This window comes from Blautia sp. NSJ-140, from assembly GCF_022868965.1.
GTDB lineage: Bacteria > Bacillota > Clostridia > Lachnospirales > Lachnospiraceae > Blautia_A.
This window is the reverse complement of record NZ_JALIFS010000002.1, coordinates 261,893-283,482: the sequence shown is the minus strand read 5'-3', so window position 1 is coordinate 283,482 and position 21,590 is coordinate 261,893. Positions and strand designations below refer to the sequence as shown.

The window sequence follows — 21,590 nt, the reverse complement described above, 5'->3', positions numbered from 1 at the left end:
TCAGTCCTCCACCTCCTGAAGCATTTCCTCAAGAAAAGCCGGAAGATAAAATGCACCTTTGTGAAGCCTTGTAGTATAGTAACGGGTGCGAAGATTCAGTGAATTCCATGCCTTCGGATCCAGGTCATCCACCGGATGATATTTCTTACTTGCAAAGCCAAACAGCCAGTAACCGGCAGCAAAGGTAGGAATGTGAGCCTGGTAAACACGGCTGATCTGGAAAGTACTGGCAATTCTTTTGTGACTGCGCTGCATGGCATGCGCATCTTCGGAATAAAAAGGACTTCCCTGCTGATTAACCATAATTCCATCCGCCTTCAGCGCATTATAGCAGTTTCCGTAAAATTCACGGGTAAATAATCCCTCCGATGGGCCAAAGGGATCCGAGGAATCTACAATAATAAGATCATATTTATTTTCGCAGCGGCGTATATATTTCAACGCATTTTCATAATGAAGATGCACTCTCCTGTCATCCAGCCTGCAGGCATTTCCCGGAAGATATGCGCGACAGGCTTCTACTACCATAGGATCCATCTCCACCAGATCAATATGGCTGACACGATCATACCTGGTCAGTTCACGTACAACTCCTCCGTCTCCTGCTCCGATCACAAGAATATCCTTAGCTTCTTTGTGAACAGCCATAGGTACATGAGTGATCATTTCGTCATAAATAAATTCGTCACGCTCTGTGAGCATTACATTACCGTCCAGTGTGAGCACCCTGCCAAATTCCGGTGTCTCAAAAATATCAATTCTCTGATAGTCACTCTGCTTTGAGTAAAGCTGACGGTTTACCCGGATACTATGCTTCACATCCGGTGTATGAAATTCCGAAAACCACATTTCCATTTTCTTTACCTCCCTGCCAGCACGTTCAAACGCAATATATCCGGATCTTCAGGGCCTGTCATATTGCATCCTTTTGCCTTGGCATATTCAATATAATCCAGGATTTCCGGAGTGATTCGTTCCCCCGGAGCCAAAATCGGGATTCCCGGAGGATAACACATTACAAACTCGCTGCATACTTTGCCTTCGGTTTCTCTGAGAGGAAGGCTGCATTTTTCTGCATAAAAAGCTTCCTGAGGACTTGTCACTACCTGAGGATCGATATATTCCTGATCCAGCAATCCTGATTTATCCTTCTGGAATCGCCTGCGGATCTCCGCAAGAGCACTTACCAGCCGCTCTATTTCCTGGGCACGATCTCCGATTGACAGATAAGCCAGAATATTTCCAATATCACCAAATTCGATCTGAATATCATATTCATCTCTCAATATATCGTAAACCTCGATTCCTGCAAGTCCGATGTCCAGGGTATGTACACTTAATTTCGTAATGTCAAAATCAAAAACCGAATCTCCATTCACCAGTTCTTTTCCAAATGCGTAATAGCCGCCAATAGCATTGATCTCTTCCCTTGCATACTCTGCCATATCTGCTACCTGGTGAAAAATCTGGCGTCCTCGCTGTGCAAGATTCCGGCGCGAAATATCAAGACTTGACATCAGAAGATAGCTGCCTGAAGTAGTCTGAGTCAGATTGATGATCTGACGGACATAACCGGCATGAACACCCTGTCCTGTAAGAAGAAGGCTGGACTGGGTCAGGCTTCCGCCGCTTTTATGCATGGATACAGATGCCATATCTGCACCGGCTGCCATTGCCGAAACCGGCAGACCTCCGCCAAAATAAAAATGGGTTCCATGTGCCTCATCTGCCAGACACAGCATTCCTGCTTCATGAGCCATACGTACAATTGCGCGAAGATCACTGCAGATTCCATAATAGGTGGGATTATTCACCAGCACAGCCACCGCATTTGGGTGCTCCTTAATTGCCTTTGCCACCTGTTCACGTCGCATTCCAAGAGAAATTCCAAGTCTCTGATCCACCTCCGGATTCACATAGACCGGGATTGCTCCGCACAGAACCAGCGCATTCAGCACACTTCTGTGGACATTTCGGGGAAGAATGATCTCATCTCCCCTCTTACAAGCAGTTAGCACCATAGTCTGCACTGAGCTTGTAGTTCCTCCAACCATAAGAAATGCATGAGCTGCTCCAAAGGCATCTGCTGCCAGCTCTTCCGCCTCCCGGATCACAGATACGGGATGACAGAGATTATCAAGCGGCTTCATGCTGTTTACATCCACACCTACACATTTTTGTCCCAGAAATTCAGTAAGCTCCGGATTTCCTCTTCCTCTTTTATGTCCCGGCACATCGAAAGGTACTACTCTCATACGCAGGAATTTTTCCAGAGCTTCATGAATTGGAGCATGATTCTGGTCCAGTTTAAAACGACTTCTGTTCATTGCTTCTCCATTTCCAGTTCCTTTATCCGCACAAAAAAAAGCAGGCCGATACAAAACCGTAAACCTGCTTAGATCATTCTTCCAAATTTTATTTTCATCGCATATAAATATGAGAATCCTCATATTTACATGAGATCAAAATCCGGATGATATATGTCAGAGTCTATATAGCAATCATACTTTTACTACTCTTATTGACCGTTTCACAAGTCTGCGCAACAGGCGCATGACGGTTATCAAAGGAACCAACTTATAAAATTTGAGCTTCTAACTCAATCAATAAGGCAACCAAAGTTACCATCAGCGGCAGTGGACCCGGCTGTCCGTATGGCCTTGACTCCAAAATGGAGTGGTCCAAAATAATTGCTTTGAAAAGACTCTTTCTTGTCCTTCAAAATCTTCATAAGCATAGCATATCTGAAAATTCATGTCAACTATCAAAATCGTTTAAATATTTTTAGTATGAACCATTTATAATAATGTCAGAAGGATATTCTTCTCTTGAATCCCTCATATGTCTTTTTTATTGTTATTTATAGATCCGGTAGCCATTCCTTCCGGAGCGTTTTACCTGATAAAGAGCAAGATCTGCTTTTTGATACAGTTCCATAAAGGTATCTCCATCCTGTGGTGCAAAAGCAATTCCTGCACTAAAAGTGAATGTATGCTCTCCCATTCCTTCCATTCGGATCTCCCTGAGATTTTCATGAAGATTTTTTATTCTGCTCTCCATATTTTCCCTGGAACCGATATTACAGAGCAGGATCACAAACTCATCCCCGCCGATACGTCCGATCACATCCTGTTCCCGGAACTGCTCTTTAAGAAAACCTCCCAGCATCCTTAAGACATTATCTCCCATGACATGTCCGTAAACATCATTCACTTCTTTAAAATGATCCATATCCAGGATCAGAAAGCCATGAAAGCCTTCCGGAGCTTTTTCTCTCAGAATAGCATCGATCATCTTCTGCGTATTCTCTCTGTTATAAACGCCTGTAAGCGCATCATGCTGGACAGAACGTACCAATTCCGCTTTCTCCTGATTATTTCTTACAACAATGTACAGAAGCAGGATCAATACCAGAATACAGAAGCTTCCCATAAATATAATTTCATAACCGGAAATAAATTCATACGCCTGCTGTGCATTTTTTACAGGAATTGCATAACAGATCATCCAGTCATTGTACCCAAGAGGCATATATGCCAGATATCGGTCCTCTTCTTTTCTCTCTTTGAGGCTAAGCTTCACCAGACCTCTTTCGCCAACTTTAAAATCTTCCTGAATGTCCTGAAGAGCATGCTTCCCTTTAAGATTTTTTTCTCCGTAATATTTAAAAAGATTGATTCCATATGTGATCTCCGTACCGGACGCCGAACCAATGTCAAAGGCAATGAGCTCTCCATCACTTGTGGCCAGAAAACTGTTTCCCGTTCCGTCAAAAAGATCATTAAAAAGCATATGACTCAGCGCTGTAACATTACAGGATCCGCCCAGAACACCGATCACTTTATGATCTTTGTATATCGGCACGCCTAAAACCACCCTCACTTCATGGTCCACACTGCTCTCCAGGGGATCGCTGATGGTCTGCTCTCCGCTGATGGCCTCCTGAAAATATCTGCGATGAGAAACATTCTTGGTTACTCCATTGTCGTAGTATGCATCTCCATTCTTATCAATAAGAGCAGCCCTCTCCAGGTCTGTTTTTTCATAAATGGATACCAGTCGTTCTTTATTTTCTTCTGAAAAAAGTTCTTCTGATCTTCCCATTGCAGAGGCAATCTCATTCAGATATTGATAATTAATATCCAGTATGGTCCGCAAGTGTTCACTTTGTCTCTGCACATTTATCTTCAAAGTATTCTGAGAATTCACCTGTACAGACCTCTGCACACACTCGAAAAAAATAAGAATCCCTGCTACAACCGCCAAAATAAAAACACCGGTTGCCATAACATAATTTTTTAATTCAAAGTGATTCTTTTTCATATGTTTTCTCCTAATTTGACCTTTTGTGTTATGCATTTTTATTTTACCATGATTTTTGTTTTTTCTCTACAACAAAAAATCTGCAGATTCCAATCATAAGATTGAAAAATGCAGATTTTTTTACAACGATATCTGATTATTATGCCTTATTATGCCACCTTCCGCGACTCACGTCCGGCTTATCTTGCTGCAATAAGAACAAGTTATTTATTTTTCTTTGTGCTTACGATCAGCGGAACAATTTCGCCTTTTTTTACATCCACCAGTCCCTTATCAGTCAGCTTCAGTGCCGGACTTACCGGTAATCCAAGTGTTCCCACTGACATGATCGGATTATTATGCACATATCCCAGATCTGTAAGGCTTTTTCTCACCGCCTTCAATGCAAGGCCATTCTCCCTGATCGATTTTTCGGATAAAAGCCCACATACCGGAAGTGCAAGCTCAGAAAGGATCCTTCCATCTTTTACTGTCAGAAATCCCCCCTGCAGTTCCCGGATCCTGTTTACAGCAAATAACATATCATCCGGAGAGCTTCCTGCTACAAAGAGATTATGATGATCATGAAAATATGTTGTTGCCACAGTTCCCTTTTTCAAGCAGGAGCCTGTAAGAAATCCATAGCCGATATTTCCGTTCTTCCCATGACGTTCCACCACCATAGCCAGAAGACATCCGCTGTTTTCCCAGCAGATCTTTCCGTCTTTCACCGGCATTTCCACCAGTTTTTCAGTAGTATGGGTACGATCCGGATTGACCTCCATCACACGAACCGTTGCATATCCTTCCTGAAAAGGAACATTCACCTGAAAATCCTTCAGAAAAATCTCCGGAAGCTGTACACTCCGGTAAAAATCTGCCGGAAATTCATATGAGGAAGCAGACAGCGGCAACTGCGGTTCATCCTTTACATAAATCGAAACACCATTTTTGAATACAGCTTCCGGTTTAAGAACGGACGGATCTTTAAGCAGCATAAAGTCCGCAAGTTTTCCCGGTGCGATAGCTCCTCTGTCATAAAAATGCATCCGCTGACATGGTGTATATGTGGCACAGTAGATCGCCTGCTCCATCGGAAATCCCATATCGATAGCTTTCTGTACCACTGCATTCAGCGGCCCCTGCTCATACAAAGCATCCGCCATGGTATCATCTGTTACAAAAGAACAATACTCGTAGAGCTGGTTCTGGCAGATATACTCCAGGATTTCCGGTTTCAACATTTTATCCTGGATCTCAAAAAACATTCCGTTTTCGATCCGCTGCTTTACTTCCTCCAGAGTATGTTCCGTGTGATCACCATTGATACCCAGATAAAGAAATTTTGCAAGATCCAGGTCCAGCAATGACGGACAGTGTCCCTCGATCACATATCCCGGATGTTCTTTTTTCAGATATTCCAGAAACCGGCTGATCTCCAGATCATTTTCCCGGATGATCTGCCGGTAATTCATGATTTCGCCTACACATACCACATCTTTTTCTTCCAGCAGATGCTTCATTGCACTGCAGTCAATAATTCCACCTGTTGTTTCCAGCTTTTCACTGGTTGACGGAACGCTGCTTGGAATCCCGTAAAAAATATCGATAGGTGCATTCTTTGCCGCAGAGATCATTTCCAGAATCCCTCGGATACCTTTGACATTGGCCATTTCGTGAGGCTCTGAAACCACCGTCGTCACACCATTTTCTCCTGCACATTTTCCAAAAAAAGCCGGTGTGGTCATAGAACTTTCGATATGCATATGAATATCTGTCAGGCCTGGAATCATGTATGATCCCTTTGCATCGATCACATTGTCAGTCTGAAAATCCGTATCCTGTTTTCTGTCTATGTAATAAAATTTTCCATCTTTCACCGCAACATTGGCAGATATGAATTTCTTAAGATAGGAATTAAATACCTTTGCGTTTTTGATCAGCAGATGAACCTGCTCCATACCATTTCACCATCCTTAGATAATTGAATAAAAATACAACAGACAGACTGCTACCAATACATACATGACCGGTTCAATCTTTTTGATCTTTCCTGCTGCGATCTTCATAACGAGATAAGCCGGAAGCGCCACGCAGATACCATTTGCGATATTATTTGCAAAAATCGTAAAGGTTACACATAAAAATGCCGGAATATACTCTGTAATATCCGAATAATCAATATTTCTCATAGCACCAAGCATATTGATGCCGATATAGATCAGCACCGGACCGGTTGCCGCAGATGGGATCACAAGAGCCAGTGGTGCCAGAAACAGCGAAAGTCCGAAGAAAATGCTTGTAAAAATAACCGTAAGTCCCGTTTTTCCCCCTGCTTCTACGCCTGCAGATGACTCCAGATAAGTAGTAAGACTCGGCATTCCAAACAATGCTCCAAAGCTTGTTGCAATTGCATCTACCTTAAAGCATTTATCAATACCCGGAAGATTTCCATCCTTATCCAGATAGCCTGCCTTTGCTCCCACTCCCAGAACTGTTCCGAATGTAGAAAAGAAATCCGGCACAAACAGAGCGATCAGAAATGGAATATAAGCAAAATTCAGCGCTCCCAGAAAATCAACTTTCAGGAACTGATGGCCGATACCTGCCGGAAATGCAAAAATGGATTCCGGAGCATGTGTAACACCGAAAGGAATTCCTGCCAGAGTGGTCAGCAGGATCGCAAGGATCATACCGCCCGGAATGTTTCGTACCTTGATCACCAGAAGGATCAGAAATCCGATCACTGCTACGATCACAGATGGAGATGCAAGATTTCCGAAGGAAAGACAGTTTTTTGCATCATTTGCCACGATCAGTCCACAGTTTTTTGCACCAAGAAGTGCGATAAACAGACCAATACCGGCACTAACCGCCTGTTTCAGGCTTACCGGGATCACACGTACCACTGCTTCTCTCAGACCAAAGAATGAAATTATGATAAAAAGAACACCACTCCAGAATATCACACCTGCTGCGATCGGCATACTTACGCCTTCATTAGTGATCATAGACGCGATGATTCCCACACTTCCGAGTCCCGGTGCCAAAGCAAACGGACGATTAGTGACCAAAGCCATTGCACAGCTAGTCAAAATGATCAGAAGGATCATAGCTGTCAGAGTCGTATGTTTGTCATAACCGGCACCTGCCAGAATATTTGGAATCGTGGCCAGCACATATGCCATAGTTACAAAGGTTGTCAGTCCTGCCAGAAGTTCTGTTTTTATATTTGTATTGAACTCAGACAGTCTGAACTGTTTTTCCAACCAGTTTTTCATTTGTTTTCCCCCTTGATATGATGATAGGAAGTATTGTAAAATACACATATTAGGAAGTCAAATTCATATTATACATAAAAATTATGCCAAAATGGAATAGTTGGAGGAAAACATGAACTATCATGAACTGAAGTACATTCTCTGCATTGCTAAATATCAGAATCTTACAAAAGCCGCACAGGAGCTTTATATTTCCCAGCCAACCCTAACCAAGCATCTCCAGAAGCTGGAACGGGAAATGGGGACCAAGCTATTCAGCCGCAGCGGAAACAGCTATACACCTACCTTTGCAGGCCGCAAATATATGCAGTATGCCCGAAAGATCCTGCAGATACGACAGGACTGGGAAAAAGAGCTGAAAGATCTTACAGAAAATAATGAAGGAGAACTGAACGTTGCTTTCCCACTGATGAGGAGTACCTGTATGGTTCCTCAGATCATGACCTCTTTTTTTCAAAAATATCCTAAAGTAAAGGTCAATATCTTGGAAGAGGCATATTCCATCCAAGAAAAACTTCTTCTCAATGATCAGCTTGATTTTGGCATTTTCAATGAAGTACATAAACACCCTAAGCTGGAATACGAACTGCTGAAAAAGGAAGAGATCCTTCTGATCATGCATCCGGAGCACCCATTGGCTGCTGCCGGCAGTGTATCCACTCACAGCATATACCCGAAGCTTGATCTCTCACTTCTGGCAGAAGAGCCTTTTATCCTGCATTTTCCGGAACAGACTACCGGACAGCTTTCGCTGGAAGCATTGAAAGCTGCCCATATCAAGCCTTATGTGCCAATTCAGAGCCGCAACACAGAAACCTGCGTCAAGCTCTGCATGCAAGGACTTGGTATGTGTTTCACCCCGGAAACTTATGTCCAAAATATGGACCTCCCTGTAAAACCAGCCTGTTTTTCCATTGGTGAAGATGGGGTTTTCAGCACACTGACAATTGCGTACCGAAGAGGTACCTATCTTCCACAGTACGCCCGGGATTTTATATGTACTGCGAGGAATGTCCTGTAGGGTTTTGATCTACATATGTTGAAGCAAAAGATCTTCTGTTCAGAAGGAATGTTTTTGTTGCATTATTCTGAATATTCCTGTAAAATCAGCACAATAATCAAAACTTAAGAGCGTAACGTACAAGGGCGTACAGCACATGTTTCCTATGTCGGTACTGCCATTGCTCTTGGTGATCCCGGTACATTCCTTGGATGGGCATATTATGGCGAGCGATGCGTGGAGTATTTTTCCGGTAAAAAGGGACTCATCCCTTATCGTGTGCTGTTTATAATACATCCTGCGCTTTCATCTCTTCGGACACAGCAATATATTCTTTGCTGTTTTCCACGATGCCAAGCTTCTCTTCCCAGGTAAGGTTTCGTTTGATCCTGGCCGGACTTCCCATTACCAGAGAGCCATCCGGGATCACCGTATTCTTAGTCACAAGGCTTCCGGCTCCTATGATACAGTCATTTCCGATTCTTGCACCATCCAGGATCACGGATCCCATTCCAATCAGTGTCCGGTCTCCGATAGTACATCCATGGAGCACCGCATTATGCCCTACAGTAACATTGTTTCCGATATGGACCGGCATGTTGTGGCTCACATGAATAGTACAATTTTCCTGGATATTGGTTTCTTCTCCGATTACTATCGGAGCATCATCTCCGCGGAGCACCGCATAATATAATACACAGCTGTCACGGCCGATCGTTACATTTCCAAGGATCACAGACTGCTTTGCGATCCTGGCACCTTCTGCGATCTTTACATTTTTATAATTCATTTTACCTCCTGAATCTGCTTTCCCTGTACAGGATTCTGCCATATGATATTTCTGATCATGGGTTCTATACGCAACAGCAATTCCTTTTTATCCCATATTATATTTTGTCCGGATCACAATATCTGTATACTGATATTCCTTTTCCGGTGCCTTGCTGTCAAAGAGAAGCTGGAACAAAATAGTCACCGGGGAATGTCCCTGTACAGCTGCATCCTGACCGATAAGGAAATTGATCGTCCCCTCTTTCAGCCATTTCAGATTTTCTTCCAGGAAATCATTGGCGATCACATGCATGGTTTTATCCTTTCCAAGCTTCTGCAAGGTCTGGCAGACACCCTTTACACCATGACCTGTAATATAGATACCGGTCAGCTCCGGATAAAGTTCCAGAAGTTCTTCCACGATCTTGGATGCCACCCATTCGTCATCATAGGAATACCTTATATCCACGATCTCAGTTCCCGGAAAGCTTTCTTTGATTTCTGTTGAAAATCCCTTCTGCCTGCTGATCAGGCCAGGATTGGCAACCTGTCCGGAAATTATGGCAACCTGCCCGGTTCCGCCTGTCATCTCTCCCATCAGGCCTGCTGCCGTACGACCGGCCTGAAAGGTATCCTGTCCCACAAAGCATAACCTCTTTGTATCTTCCAGATCTGCATTAAAGGTAACTACCGGAATTCCATACTCTTCCTGATACTGATCGATCCTCGCTCTCAAAAGCTGATCCTCTGATGGAGTCAGCGCAATTCCATTAAAGCCCTTTTCCCGGAGCTCTTCCATTGCAGCCATTACTTTTTCCGGTTCCACGCCTTCGATCTCATAGATCTTTACTGTTCCGCCAAAACTCTCCACTTCTTCTTTTGCTTCCAGGACCCCCTTTAAAACCTGCTGCATAAAAGGAGTCTCCATATACTGAAGAATCACACCGATACGGATCTTCCTCTTTGCCATGGCAAGGGCACGACCGGCACGGCTGGGCTGATATCCCATCTCCCGGGCGATCCTTTTGATCCTTTCCTCTACTTCCGGACGGATACGGCCTCTGTTATTCAGTGCTCTGTCCACAGTGCCCCTCGAAACTCCTGCTGCTTCCGCAATCTGTTGTAATGTTACTGCCATATTTTACCCTCCAAAACCTCTCCTGTGTGATTTGTGTTCACGAGCACGCTCTTTTATCTCATTATACACATTTACACTTTCTCAGGCAATCCCTGATTTCATTATTTTTATAATTTCCCTTTACGATCAGACATGCCCGGCATAACCAGGTGCATTACCTCAGCCAAAAATGCTTCCGAAAAAATCTCCGGAAGCATTTTTATCATTGCAAAACGGATCCCTTTGTCAGTCCAGAAGCTCCTGTACCATCTCAGGGGTAAAGGTTACAGCCTTCACATGATCTACCTCGATCTGATACAGGGCATTGGCTGCAATATGCTCCGCAGCCTGCTCCAGATCACGGATTCCTGTGGTATCTTCAAATTTCTTAATTACTGCGTCCAGCGCCTCATCCGTTACGATACATTCTTCCTGTTTCAGGCTCATACGTTTCAAAACCTTGGGAAGCGCAAATCTAGAAAAGATGATCTTCTTTTCCTCCGGTGTGTAATCCGGAATATCGATCACTGCAAAACGTGACATCAGAGGTGCGCTGATCTGTGCCTTATCATTGGCTGTGGCAATAGGATATACACCAACGGTCGGAACCATACATTCCATATAGTTATCTGTAAAACCAAGGTTATCCAGCAATGTCAGAAGCACGTCTGCCGGATTTCCGTTTCCTTTACCTGATGCAGCCTTGTCAAGCTCATTGATGATAAATACCAGATTGGATTCTCCTGCCATGGAAAAAGCCTCCATGATGATTCCCGGCTTGGCATTTGCATAGACACGAGAGCTTCCGGTAAGCTGTTCCGGATCATTGATAGAACTCATATCCAGGGTTGTCCACGGCATTTTCAGGATTCTTGCAACTGCATAAGCGATCTGAGATTTACCGGTACCTGCCGGTCCTACAAGAAGCAGTCCGTAAGCAGGAAGTGTATGGGTACGGTTGATCTGAATGATCGTCTCAATGATCCTCTGTTTTACACGCTCCATTCCATAAAGCTCCTCATCCAGGATACGGCGTGCTTCCTTCGGATCAATAGACTCAAAATAATTATGCTTCCACTGAATATTCATCATGATGGAAAGTGCTCTCTGGGCATGGCGTCTTTCCTCCTGAGAAACCTCATGAGAACGGGCAACTGCCAGATTTCTTCTTGCCCAGAGACGGATATTATCAGGCATAGTCTTTCCGGCACAGTTCATAAAGTCGGTGATACTCTGAATACTGGTAAGCTTCATATCGTCACCGTCTTCTTCCTCCTCATCGTTCTCATTTTCTTCTGCCGGCGCACTGCTTGCAAACAGACGCTCGATCATAAACTGAAGAAATCCGTCCTCAGCAGAAAGCTTGGTGCCTCCGCCAAAAGCGATCTCTCGGATTTTGTAAACGGCATATCCTTCTTCTGTATTCTGTCCGGAAAGACGGATGTTGATATGATTTTCTCCGAGCCATTTGATCAGGCTTGTAAAACGTGAATCGATCTTCAGGATGTCTGCCGGGAAAACACCGTCCTCTTCCTTAAACTCAAATGCAGTCCGCTTCGCAGGATTGGAAAAATATCCACAGGAATGATGTTTCCACTCTCTTTTGCTGTTGTCCAGGATCAGCACCGGTTTCTCCGGCGTGGCTTTTGTTTCATTGGAACGAAACGTTATATATGTGCACTGGCGTTTTGTCTCTTTTTTATCTGCCGGTGCTGCGCTGAAATCAAAAACTGGCATATTTTTTACTCCTCTTTCTCTGAAAAATATCTCCATTCAGTTTATCATGGATTGGAAATCTCAACAACCGCTGATACAATTTTTTACACATTTTTGTATTCGTCATTTTTCCGTAAGTTGTTTAAACAATTTTGCAGTTTGCCGATTGACACTGCCTGTAAACTATGTTATCGTGCAATCATGTCTGCTTTCATTTTTTACAAAAGCTGACACAGTTACCATATATGTGATTTACCGTTTTTCACATCATTGTAATTGTATTTTTTTGGAGGAGGAAATGAGGAATCAACTTTCACAGCGGGATGATTTTTATCCACAGATCGTTAAGCTTGTCATCCCCATCATCATTCAGAACCTGCTAAGTGCAGCGGTCAATTCTGCCGACGTTATCATGCTGAACTTTGTAGGTCAGTCGTCCATCTCCGCAGTATCCCTGGCAGCAAATTATTCCAATATCCTGTTTATGGTATATTACGGTCTTGGTACGGGAGCAACCCTGCTTTGTGCCCAGTATTATGGAAAGGGAGATTACAAAGCCATTCAGATCATCGAGGGGATCGCTCTTCGTTTTTCCATGATCATCTCTGTTCTCGTGGCGCTCGTTGCATTTACCATGCCACAGATGATGATGAAACTATTCACCAATGATCCGGAGCTTCTGGCCATCGGTTCTTCCTATATCCGCATTATGGGTATCACCTATATCTGCTGGGGTATGACAGAGGTTTATCTGGCTGTTCTTCGAAGCATTGGCCGGGTAACTACCAGCATGGCGATGAATATGCTGGCATTTGGACTGAATATCCTTTTGAATGCGACTTTTATCTTCGGATTGTTCGGAGCACCCAAGCTTGGTGCTACCGGTGTGGCTATCGCTACTGCACTTTCCAGAATGATCGAGCTGTTCGCCTGTTTTATTGTTTCTGCTTTCAGCAAAAATGTCCGACTGGATCTTCGATGTATGTTCATAAAAAACAAACTTCTGTTCAGTGATTTCGTGCGGCTTTCCCTGCCGGCTCTTGGTAATGATATTTCCTGGAGTATTGGTTTTTCCATGTACTCTGTGATCCTGGGGCACCTTGGTACGGATGCGGTTGCTGCCAATTCTCTGGTTGTAGTAGTCCGTAATATCGGCTCTGTTTTCTGTTTCGGTATTGCCAGTGCAGGAGGTATTCTTCTTGGCAATGTTATGGGGCAGGGCGATCTGGAACGTTCCAGGCGTTATGCTTCCAAAACACTGAAGCTTACTGTTATTGCAGGTTTTTTTGGCGGACTTATCGTTCTTGCCATCACACCGTTCGTAATGAGATTTGCGTCCCTGACACCCACTGCCATGCATTACCTGAAATATATGCTTCTGATCAACAGCTACTATATTATGGGGTCTGCCGTAAATACAACCCTGATCGCCGGTGTGTTCCGGGCAGGTGGTGATACAAAGTTTGGTCTGATCTGTGATACTATTGATATGTGGGTATATGCAGTACCCCTTGGATTCTTCGCTGCTTTTGTACTGAAGCTGCCGGTTATGTGGGTGTATTTTCTGCTCTGTACGGATGAATTCGTGAAGTGGCCATGGGTGATCAAAAGGTATCTTAGTGGGAAATGGGCTAAAAATATTACCCGTGAGAACATATTTGAAAATAAATAGAATATGATTGCCTTTTAGACGGCTGGAACCTGCGTTATTTTTCAAAAATTCGCTGTTTGAGCGAAGAAAGTCTCCGGACTTTTGAAAAGTAGCTTTAGCAGATTCCAGCCGTTCCTCAACTACATCTGCAGTCCTTCTATCACCTTCTCTGTCAGACACACAACACTTTCCTGTACCTCCCGGATCTCCTTCTCTGAAATACCCTCCTTATGAAATCCCCCGGTGCAAACCACTCTCTTTCCCAGCTCTTTCGAAACCTTCTCCGCCATCCACCGGCAGATCACCTCGTCCCTATGTCCCGGAAAATTCAAAACTGAAGAAGTTGCACTCACAGAACCATCTCCTGTCAGAGACACTCTCGGTTCCGTCTGCACCACACATCCCAGATGAGGCTTTTCTCCTCCTTTCAGGCAGATAAGCACATCCTCTCCGACAAATGCAGCACTGACCTCCAGTTCACAGTCTGCAGTCTCCACACACTCCATTACAATCCATTCCATCTGCGATACTCCTTTGCTTCAATCCCAAACGGTTCCAAAAGCTTTGCCGCAATATGATACACCATATCATCAATACTTTCCGGTTTATGATAAAACGTCAGCATCGGTGGAATGATACGCACTCCCGGAAGCATAGAAAGCTCATAAAGATTTCGGAGATGAATCCCGCTTAACGGTGTTTCTCTGGCTGCCAGCACCAGTGTTCTCTGTTCCTTGACCGTCACATCTGCCGCACGCAGAATAAGATTATCCGCATAGCCACTGTGGATCCCCGCGATCGTTTTCATGCTGCAGGGCACGATCAGCATCCCCTCTGTTTTGAAAGAACCACTGGCCGGTTTTGCCCCGATTTCTCCCGGTGCACATACATGATCTGCCAACCGTTTCACATCCTCCGGTTCCAGCTCCGTCTCCTGGCGAAGAGTCAGCTCTGCACTGGAACTCATGATCAGATACGACTCAAAATCCGAATTCTCCCGGATGATCTCCAGACATTTTACAAGAAGCGGCAGGCCGCTTGCACCTGTCGCACCAACTATAATTCTCTTTTTCATTTTTTCAGCCATTTCTCCGGATCCAGTTCCATAAAACGGGCTCTGTGAAAATCTTCCTTCAGATCATAAGGCACCGTACAGTCAAAAATAGTCTTGCATGCAATTCCATGATCACGGATACTTGGAGAAAATGCAGGATCGTTGGATGGATCAAGAGGATGACAACGGACACCCGGAATGGTGATCACATCCACATCCCCCTGGAATCTCGTATTCATCGCCCAAAGTACGTCATTCATATCAAAGCAGTCCACATCTTCATCTACCAGAAATACATTTTTCAACTCACTGAAGGCGGAAAATGCAAGAAGTGCAGCCTGACGCTGTCTTCCCTCATCACTTTGAGAAAGCTTTTTAAACTGAAGGACAGCCATATACTTTCCACCGCCGGCACTGCTGCAATATACGTTCTGAAGTCTTCCAGGCATTGCTTTTTCCACCATACCATAGATGCTGGCCTCTGTAGGGATTCCCGCCATGGATACGTGCTCCTCACTTGGCCCGATACAGGTCTGCATGATCGGATTTTCACGATGTGTCACTGCTGTAACCTTGATCAGCCAGCACTGGTCACTTGCAGGCCCTGTATATCCCGGAAACTCCGGCATGGCGTATCCGGTATTGCTGTTCTGATCTTCCTTTACACGCACACCTGGGATTACTTCTCCCTCGATCACGTATTCCGCATTGGCGATGGCACGCTCGTTAACGGTTAAACATTTACAGAGTTCCACCGGCTCTTTGCGCAGTGCGCCGGCTACAGACAGCTCATCATACCCCAGTGGTGTTGTAGGCGGCTCAAAACAGGAACCGATCTCAATAGCAGGATCAACTCCGATACTGATAGAAATCGGCAGCCTTTGTCCCAGCTCCTCAGCACGCTCTGCCATTGCTCCGATATGTCTGGCACCAGGTGTAAAGAAAATGGAAAGCTCATCTTTTCCCTGAATGCATAGACGGTGAATGGTCACATCGTGAACTCCTGTATCCGGATGTGTGGCGTAGCACATGCCAAGTGTGATATACGGGCCCGCATCATCTGGCGTATTCGTTGGCGCAGGAACCAATTTATAAAGGTCAAAATCCGGATCTGCAGCCTTATGCACCACCTGCTGACACGGTGCATCTCCTTCAATATCTACCGGTGGAATTGGATTCTCCACGCTTTTGCAGAGCATCTTTCCAAGATTTTCCGGCTGAGTGTCAAGTAAAGCAGCAACTCTTTTTCTGCTTGCCAGAAGACCGATAGCGACCCTTGCATCCGGGTGTCCTTTTATACGATTAAAGATCATGGCAGGCCCTTCCTTTGTAGGACGCTTCACCGTTCCACCGGCTCCTACATAACGATATACCCCTGCAAGCTCTGCCATCGGATCAACTTCCACCTCTGTTTCGATCAGCTGGTTCGGCATCTGCTCCAGAAGTGCCAGGGCACTTCTCAGATCTCTTACTTTTTCTGCCATAAAAACCTCCTGCATTATCTTTATTTTTTCATATTATTTTATCTCTTTTTAATATGGTGAATCAATTCTTTCTATGATATAATTGTTTCCAATATGGAATGATTCGTCACTATTTTCTAAAAGGCAGGTGTTACCATGACTCTTGAACAGATCGACTATTTTATCTGTACAGCTCAATCCCGGACTTTTTTTGATGCTGCAGAAGCTATGCATATCTCCCAGTCCTCCCTTTCCAAGCAGATCATGAAACTGGAAAAAGAACTGGAGCTTACCTTATGGGACCGCAGCAAGCGTACTGCTGTGCTTACTCCTGAGGGAGAGTTTTTTTACAAAGAAGCACTTAAGATTTCCAGACAGTATCATCGTTCTCTGGAAGCAGTGTACCATTTTAAGGATAGTAAGCTCCAGGCACTTCATATTGGAACACTTCCTTTTCTTTCTCAGTACCATCTTACTTCTGTGATACACAGTTTTTGTGATACACACCCGGAGCTTTCCTTTTCTCTGAAGGAGGTGGAAGACGAAGAACTTCTCTCCGGTCTTGAAAAAGACATTTTTAATCTGATCTTTGTACGAAAACATATGATAGACCCGGAGCTCTATACTTTTCACGCTCTCACAGAAGACCGTCTGGTTGCTGTTTTTCCTGAAGCTCATCCTTCTGCGTCCAAAAAATCGGTCACTCTTTCTGAACTGAAAAAAGAGACTTTTATCCTGATGCCTCCGCACACTTCCATTTACCGTTTCTGTATGCAAAGTTTTCATAATGCAGGGATCCACCCTCAGCTTCTGCGTACTGCCCGTGCAGAATCTATTGTCAGCGCAGTGGAAATTGGCGAAGGGATCAGTCTCCTTACAGAAAGCAGCTTTCAGTTCTTTCGTCAGCCTTCACTTGTTGCTGTCCCGATTAATGGACTGGAAAAGCTATCCGTTGGAATTGCCCATAAAAAAAATATGGCTCTCACAACCTCTGCAGAATGTTTTCTGCAGTTTGTGAAAAGCCATATGTAAGATATTTTTTCTATAATCCAAGCATCATTCCCACACCATGTACCGCAAATGCAACGATCCATGCAGTGGCACACTGTACTGCTACAATACCAGCGGCAGCTCTTACAGTTCCCATCTCCCGCCGCACAGTTGCAATAGCTGCAACACAGGGTGTATAGAGCAAGGTAAAGATCAAAAATACGTAAGCAGTAAACGGCGTAAACAAATCCTGAAGCAATGCCGTATTTCCGCCCAGAAGAACTGTCAGCGTAGACACAACACTCTCTTTTGCCATAAAGCCAGTGATCAATGCAGTGGATACTCTCCAGTCACCAAAGCCCAGCGGTGCAAAAAGTGGTGCCACGATGCTTCCGATCTGTGCCAGAAGGCTCTGATCTGTGCTGGCAACAAGGTTAAGACCTGCATCAAAATTCTGCAGGAACCACACGATCAGCGTTGCCGCAAAAATAATTGTAAACGCTTTCTGGATAAAGTCCTTCGCCTTTTCCCATATCAGCTGTCCTACACTTTTTGCAGAAGGAAGCCGGTAATTGGGAAGCTCCATTACAAACGGAACCGGCTCTCCCCTGTATTTCGTCTTTTTCAGGACCAGAGCATACAGGATCCCACAGAGAATTCCTGCAAAATAAAGGCTGATCATCACAACTCCTCTCCACTGCTTCGGAAAAAATGCACTGGTGAGAAGTCCGTAGATCGGAAGCTTGGCACTGCAGCTCATAAACGGCGTAAGCAGGATCGTCATTTTCCGATCACGTTCACTGGATAATGTTCTGGTTGCCATAATAGCCGGCACCGAACAGCCGAATCCGATCAGCATCGGCACAAAGCTTCTTCCGGAAAGTCCGATCTTTCGAAGAAGCTTGTCCATAACAAAGGCTACACGAGCCATATATCCGGTATCTTCCAGGATTGACAGAAAGAAAAACAAAGTAACGATCGTGGGAAGAAATCCGATCACGCTTCCGATACCGCTTAAAATTCCATCCACAACCAATGACTGCAGTACTGAGCTGACACCCGCTGTCTCCAGTCCCCTGCCAATAAGTGCAATTACCCAGTTCACGACCATGCTCATTCCGTCTGAAAGCCAGGCTCCCAGATAATTGAACGTCATCACAAATACAATGGCCATAATTCCCACAAAACAGGGAATTGCTGTATATTTTCCGGTAAGGATATGATCTATGGCGACACTTCGTTTATGTTCACGGCTTTCTGCCGGTTTTACCACAGTTTTCTCGCAAAGCTTTTCGATAAAATTGAAGCGCATGTTCGCAAGAGCTGCCTCACGGTCCAGACCGCCATCCTTCTCCATAACATGTACCAGACCATCAAGAACCTTTTTTTCACCTTCAGGCAAAGCCAGACGTTTTTCGATCAGAGAATCTTTCTCTACGATCTTCGTAGCTGCAAAGCGTACAGGAAGTCCTGCTTTTTTTGCATAGGGTTCGATCAGATGAACGGCTGCATGGATACATCTGTGAAGTGCACCTACCGGATCCTTCGGTGACTGATTGTCAGTACAGAAATCAATTCTTCCCGGTGCTTCTCTGTATCTTGCAACATGGACTGCATGATCGATCAGCTCATCAATTCCTTCATTCTTCGCTGCTGAAATAGGTACAACCGGAATTCCTAAAATCTCCTCCAGTTCATTGATCCGAACAGAGCCTCCATTTGCCCTTACCTCATCCATCATATTTAAGGCCAGCACCATTGGGATTCCAAGCTCCATTAGCTGCATGGTAAGATAAAGATTTCTCTCAATATTGGAAGCATCTACAATATTAATGATTCCTGTCGGCTTCTCATTCAGCAGAAAATCTCTTGTTACGATCTCCTCGCTGGAATACGGGGAAAGTGAATAGATTCCAGGAAGATCCGTTACCGTTGCCTCCGGATGCCTCCGGATGCTTCCTTCTTTCTTGTCAACAGTTACACCCGGAAAGTTACCAACATGCTGATTGGAACCTGTCAACTGGTTAAAAAGAGTTGTCTTTCCACAATTCTGATTACCTGCCAGTGCAAACGTGATCGGTTCCCCCTTGGGAATCGTATCACCGATCCGGTTCTTACGATAATCTCGAGCCTTTCCAAGTTCTCCCACACCAGGATGAGCAATCGGCTGATGCCGTTCATTTTCTTTCTTCGTCTCCGTCATGGATTCGATTGATACGATCTCAATCTTTGCAGCTTCCGCCAACCGCAATGTCAGCTCATATCCGCGCAGCACAAGCTGTACCGGATCTCCCATAGGAGCTGTTTTACGAAGAGACACTTCTGTCCCCGGTGTAAGCCCCATATCCAGAAGATGATGTCTCAGCTCCCCCTCGCCACGAACACTGATGATTCTGCCACATTCTCCAGTCTTTAATTTGTCCAGTGTCATATTGTCACCTCATCATAAGTACAATTTACATGGTCAATACATACATCTGTATTATCCACTGGTATAAATGTAACACAATTTAAGTTGTTTGACAATAACTGATTAATCTGATAAGTTTCGTATAAATAATGTTAATTCAAAAGTTATTTATCATTAACTTTTAATTATTTTCTCATTTTAGTGCAATTCGTATTTGATAAACAAGCACCTTCATCTTTTCTTGCAGACATACGATAACATGCATGTATATTCTCGTACTCAAAAAAGCACAGACGACATATTATTGTCGTCTGTGCTTTTTTATTGCTTTGAACCGCTTCGGTGAATCCTTACTCACCAATTAACCAATTGTACATTTCCTCATACTGACGTGCGGAATTATTCCAGGAAAAATCTGCAGCCATCGCGCGGTCTACCATTTTATTCCATTCACGTTTCTTGTCATAATATACACTCTCTGCATAACGGATCGTAGCAAGCATTTCATGTGCATTATAATTTACGAAGGAGAATCCTGTTCCGGTTCCCTCGAATTCATTGTACGGGACAACTGTATCCTTCAGACCACCGGTCTCTCTGACGATCGGAAGGGTTCCATAACGAAGGCTCATCAACTGGCTCAAGCCACATGGTTCGAACAGTGATGGCATCAGAAATGCGTCAGATGCTGCATAAATTCTGTGAGACATTGCTTCATCATAATAGATCTGTGCGGAAACCTTACCATGATACTTCCAGTCAAAATGACGGAACATATTCTCATAACGTTCCTCACCGGTACCAAGCGCAACGATCTGTACCGCATCCTGACACAGTTCATCCATGATATAAGCAATCAGATCAAATCCCTTCTGGTCTGTCAGACGGGATACAATGCCGATCATCATAGCTTTCGGATCCTGCTCAAGTCCAAGATCTTTCTGAAGCTGTATCTTATTCTTGATCTTCTCTTTGCGGAAGTTCTTTGCATTGTAGTTTCTGGTGATATTCGGATCTGTCTCCGGATTGAATTCATTGTAATCAATACCATTTACAATACCGCGCAGGCTGTTGGCTCTCGCATTGAGAAGTCCGTCCAGCTTCTCACCATAAAACGGTGTCTTGATTTCTTCTGCATAGGTATTACTTACTGTGGTAATGGCATCTGCAAATACCATACCGCCCTTCAGGAAGTTTGCGTCCTTGTATGCTTCCAGTTTATCCGGTGCAAAGTAGTAATCGGAAAGGCCTGTGATATCCTTAACAGTCTTAACATCCCATACACCCTGAAATTTCAGGTTATGTATTGTCATAACAGTCTTGATTCCACGGAAGAATTCATTCTCCTGGAAAGAATCGTGAAGGTAAACCGGAACAAGTCCTGTCTGCCAGTCATGACAGTGAATGATATCCGGTCTGAATCCGATCACTGGAAGAACCGATAACACAGCTTTGGAAAAGAAAGCAAATTTCTCAAGATCCCATGGTGCACTGTCATATGGTTTCGGACCGCTGAAATAATATTCATTGTCGATGAAGTAAAACTGGATGCCGTCATACTGCATCTGCATAATACCTACATAGCAGTTCTTAAATCCCAGATCCATATAAAAATGGGTCACATACTCCATTTTGTCTTTCCATTCCTGTTTCATGCAGGCATATTTAGGTAAGATCACGCGGATATCAAAATATTTTTTGTCAAAGCACTTAGGCAGTGAGCCGGCAACATCAGCGAGTCCTCCTGTTTTGATAAAAGGTACTGCTTCTGATGTAGCAAACAGAATTTTTTTCATCTGTATTCCCCTCCCTGGGTACACCCGTTTTTATTTATG

General features: G+C 44.3%; 16 protein-coding genes. 3 read left to right on the top strand and 13 right to left on the bottom strand.

Annotation, left to right across the window (positions count from 1 at the left end; all coding sequences use genetic code 11):
• The 5 genes from speE to MUB50_RS03760 all read right to left on the bottom strand — a co-directional run bounded on the left by speE (position 1) and on the right by MUB50_RS03760 (position 7,583).
• The gene (gene speE, locus MUB50_RS03780; RefSeq protein WP_118513292.1) at positions 1-855 is read right to left on the bottom strand and encodes a polyamine aminopropyltransferase; all 855 of its coding nucleotides are present in this window, start codon (positions 853-855) and stop codon (positions 1-3) included.
• 5 nt (positions 856-860) lie between these two features.
• Positions 861-2,327, bottom strand: a complete 1,467-nt coding sequence (locus tag MUB50_RS03775) for an aminotransferase class I/II-fold pyridoxal phosphate-dependent enzyme (RefSeq protein ID WP_118624593.1) — start codon at positions 2,325-2,327, stop codon at positions 861-863.
• Between the two features lie 529 nt (positions 2,328-2,856).
• Positions 2,857-4,323, bottom strand: coding sequence for a sensor domain-containing diguanylate cyclase (locus MUB50_RS03770; RefSeq protein ID WP_118513293.1), 1,467 nt, complete (start codon positions 4,321-4,323; stop codon positions 2,857-2,859).
• Positions 4,324-4,526: 203 nt separating this feature from the next.
• Positions 4,527-6,263: an adenine deaminase C-terminal domain-containing protein gene (locus MUB50_RS03765; protein ID WP_118513294.1), complete on the bottom strand. Its 1,737-nt coding sequence runs from the start codon at positions 6,261-6,263 to the stop codon at positions 4,527-4,529.
• Positions 6,264-6,278: 15 nt separating this feature from the next.
• Positions 6,279-7,583, bottom strand: coding sequence for an NCS2 family permease (locus MUB50_RS03760; RefSeq protein ID WP_118513295.1), 1,305 nt, complete (start codon positions 7,581-7,583; stop codon positions 6,279-6,281).
• Positions 7,584-7,695: 112 nt separating this feature from the next.
• Here MUB50_RS03760 and MUB50_RS03755 point away from each other — a divergent pair, with 112 nt between their 5' ends.
• Positions 7,696-8,604 carry a LysR family transcriptional regulator gene (locus MUB50_RS03755; RefSeq protein ID WP_118513296.1) on the top strand — a complete coding sequence of 303 codons (909 nt, stop codon included), beginning with the start codon at positions 7,696-7,698 and terminating at the stop codon, positions 8,602-8,604.
• A gap of 265 nt (positions 8,605-8,869) precedes the next feature.
• Here the strand turns inward: MUB50_RS03755 and MUB50_RS03750 are convergent, their stop codons facing one another.
• From MUB50_RS03750 to MUB50_RS03740, 3 genes are all read right to left on the bottom strand, one after another.
• On the bottom strand, positions 8,870-9,373 hold the full coding sequence (locus tag MUB50_RS03750) for a gamma carbonic anhydrase family protein (protein ID WP_118513297.1): 504 nt from the start codon (positions 9,371-9,373) through the stop codon (positions 8,870-8,872).
• Positions 9,374-9,460: 87 nt separating this feature from the next.
• Entirely contained in the window at positions 9,461-10,492 is a 1,032-nt protein-coding gene (locus tag MUB50_RS03745; RefSeq protein ID WP_118513298.1) for a LacI family DNA-binding transcriptional regulator, read from the bottom strand.
• Positions 10,493-10,717: 225 nt separating this feature from the next.
• Entirely contained in the window at positions 10,718-12,208 is a 1,491-nt protein-coding gene (locus tag MUB50_RS03740; protein WP_118513299.1) for an AAA family ATPase, read from the bottom strand.
• Between the two features lie 277 nt (positions 12,209-12,485).
• Between MUB50_RS03740 and MUB50_RS03735 the strand changes: the two genes are divergently transcribed.
• Complete coding sequence (locus MUB50_RS03735; RefSeq protein ID WP_118513300.1) at positions 12,486-13,859, top strand: MATE family efflux transporter; 1,374 nt, start codon at positions 12,486-12,488, stop codon at positions 13,857-13,859.
• A 119-nt stretch (positions 13,860-13,978) separates the two neighbouring features.
• On the opposite strand, the gene MUB50_RS03730 is transcribed toward MUB50_RS03735, so the two are convergent.
• Genes MUB50_RS03730 through MUB50_RS03720 form a run of 3 tightly spaced genes read right to left on the bottom strand, consistent with a single transcriptional unit; the run spans position 13,979 to position 16,376 of the window.
• Positions 13,979-14,359, bottom strand: a complete 381-nt coding sequence (locus MUB50_RS03730) for a prenylated flavin chaperone LpdD (RefSeq protein ID WP_118513301.1) — start codon at positions 14,357-14,359, stop codon at positions 13,979-13,981.
• On the bottom strand, positions 14,344-14,913 hold the full coding sequence (locus MUB50_RS03725) for a UbiX family flavin prenyltransferase (RefSeq protein ID WP_182466175.1): 570 nt from the start codon (positions 14,911-14,913) through the stop codon (positions 14,344-14,346). Before MUB50_RS03725 ends, MUB50_RS03730 begins: the two co-directional genes overlap by 16 nt.
• Positions 14,910-16,376, bottom strand: a complete 1,467-nt coding sequence (locus MUB50_RS03720) for a UbiD family decarboxylase (protein WP_118624491.1) — start codon at positions 16,374-16,376, stop codon at positions 14,910-14,912. Before MUB50_RS03720 ends, MUB50_RS03725 begins: the two co-directional genes overlap by 4 nt.
• Positions 16,377-16,511: 135 nt before the next feature.
• Between MUB50_RS03720 and MUB50_RS03715 the strand changes: the two genes are divergently transcribed.
• On the top strand, positions 16,512-17,387 hold the full coding sequence (locus tag MUB50_RS03715; protein WP_118624489.1) for a LysR family transcriptional regulator: 876 nt from the start codon (positions 16,512-16,514) through the stop codon (positions 17,385-17,387).
• A 10-nt stretch (positions 17,388-17,397) separates the two neighbouring features.
• Here the strand turns inward: MUB50_RS03715 and feoB are convergent, their stop codons facing one another.
• Positions 17,398-19,776, bottom strand: coding sequence for a ferrous iron transport protein B (gene feoB, locus MUB50_RS03710; protein ID WP_118624487.1), 2,379 nt, complete (start codon positions 19,774-19,776; stop codon positions 17,398-17,400).
• A 329-nt stretch (positions 19,777-20,105) separates the two neighbouring features.
• Positions 20,106-21,551 carry a glycogen synthase GlgA gene (gene glgA, locus MUB50_RS03705; RefSeq protein ID WP_118513306.1) on the bottom strand — a complete coding sequence of 482 codons (1,446 nt, stop codon included), beginning with the start codon at positions 21,549-21,551 and terminating at the stop codon, positions 20,106-20,108.
• Between the last annotated feature and the right edge of the window lie 39 nt (positions 21,552-21,590).

Excerpts from the sequence above, each read along its gene's own strand:
- MUB50_RS03765 (WP_118513294.1), bottom strand. The coding sequence starts at position 6,263 with ATGGAGCAGGTTCATCTGCTGATCAAAAACGCAAAGGTATTTAATTCC.
- glgA (WP_118513306.1), bottom strand. The coding sequence starts at position 21,551 with ATGAAAAAAATTCTGTTTGCTACATCAGAAGCAGTACCTTTTATCAAA.
- MUB50_RS03760 (WP_118513295.1), bottom strand. The coding sequence starts at position 7,583 with ATGAAAAACTGGTTGGAAAAACAGTTCAGACTGTCTGAGTTCAATACA.
- MUB50_RS03725 (WP_182466175.1), bottom strand. The coding sequence starts at position 14,913 with ATGAAAAAGAGAATTATAGTTGGTGCGACAGGTGCAAGCGGCCTGCCG.
- MUB50_RS03755 (WP_118513296.1), top strand. The coding sequence starts at position 7,696 with ATGAACTATCATGAACTGAAGTACATTCTCTGCATTGCTAAATATCAG.
- speE (WP_118513292.1), bottom strand. The coding sequence starts at position 855 with ATGGAAATGTGGTTTTCGGAATTTCATACACCGGATGTGAAGCATAGT.
- MUB50_RS03720 (WP_118624491.1), bottom strand. The coding sequence starts at position 16,376 with ATGGCAGAAAAAGTAAGAGATCTGAGAAGTGCCCTGGCACTTCTGGAG.
- MUB50_RS03730 (WP_118513301.1), bottom strand. The coding sequence starts at position 14,359 with ATGGAATGGATTGTAATGGAGTGTGTGGAGACTGCAGACTGTGAACTG.
- MUB50_RS03715 (WP_118624489.1), top strand. The coding sequence starts at position 16,512 with ATGACTCTTGAACAGATCGACTATTTTATCTGTACAGCTCAATCCCGG.
- MUB50_RS03745 (WP_118513298.1), bottom strand. The coding sequence starts at position 10,492 with ATGGCAGTAACATTACAACAGATTGCGGAAGCAGCAGGAGTTTCGAGG.
- MUB50_RS03770 (WP_118513293.1), bottom strand. The coding sequence starts at position 4,323 with ATGAAAAAGAATCACTTTGAATTAAAAAATTATGTTATGGCAACCGGT.
- MUB50_RS03740 (WP_118513299.1), bottom strand. The coding sequence starts at position 12,208 with ATGCCAGTTTTTGATTTCAGCGCAGCACCGGCAGATAAAAAAGAGACA.
- MUB50_RS03775 (WP_118624593.1), bottom strand. The coding sequence starts at position 2,327 with ATGAACAGAAGTCGTTTTAAACTGGACCAGAATCATGCTCCAATTCAT.
- MUB50_RS03750 (WP_118513297.1), bottom strand. The coding sequence starts at position 9,373 with ATGAATTATAAAAATGTAAAGATCGCAGAAGGTGCCAGGATCGCAAAG.
- MUB50_RS03735 (WP_118513300.1), top strand. The coding sequence starts at position 12,486 with ATGAGGAATCAACTTTCACAGCGGGATGATTTTTATCCACAGATCGTT.
- feoB (WP_118624487.1), bottom strand. The coding sequence starts at position 19,776 with ATGACACTGGACAAATTAAAGACTGGAGAATGTGGCAGAATCATCAGT.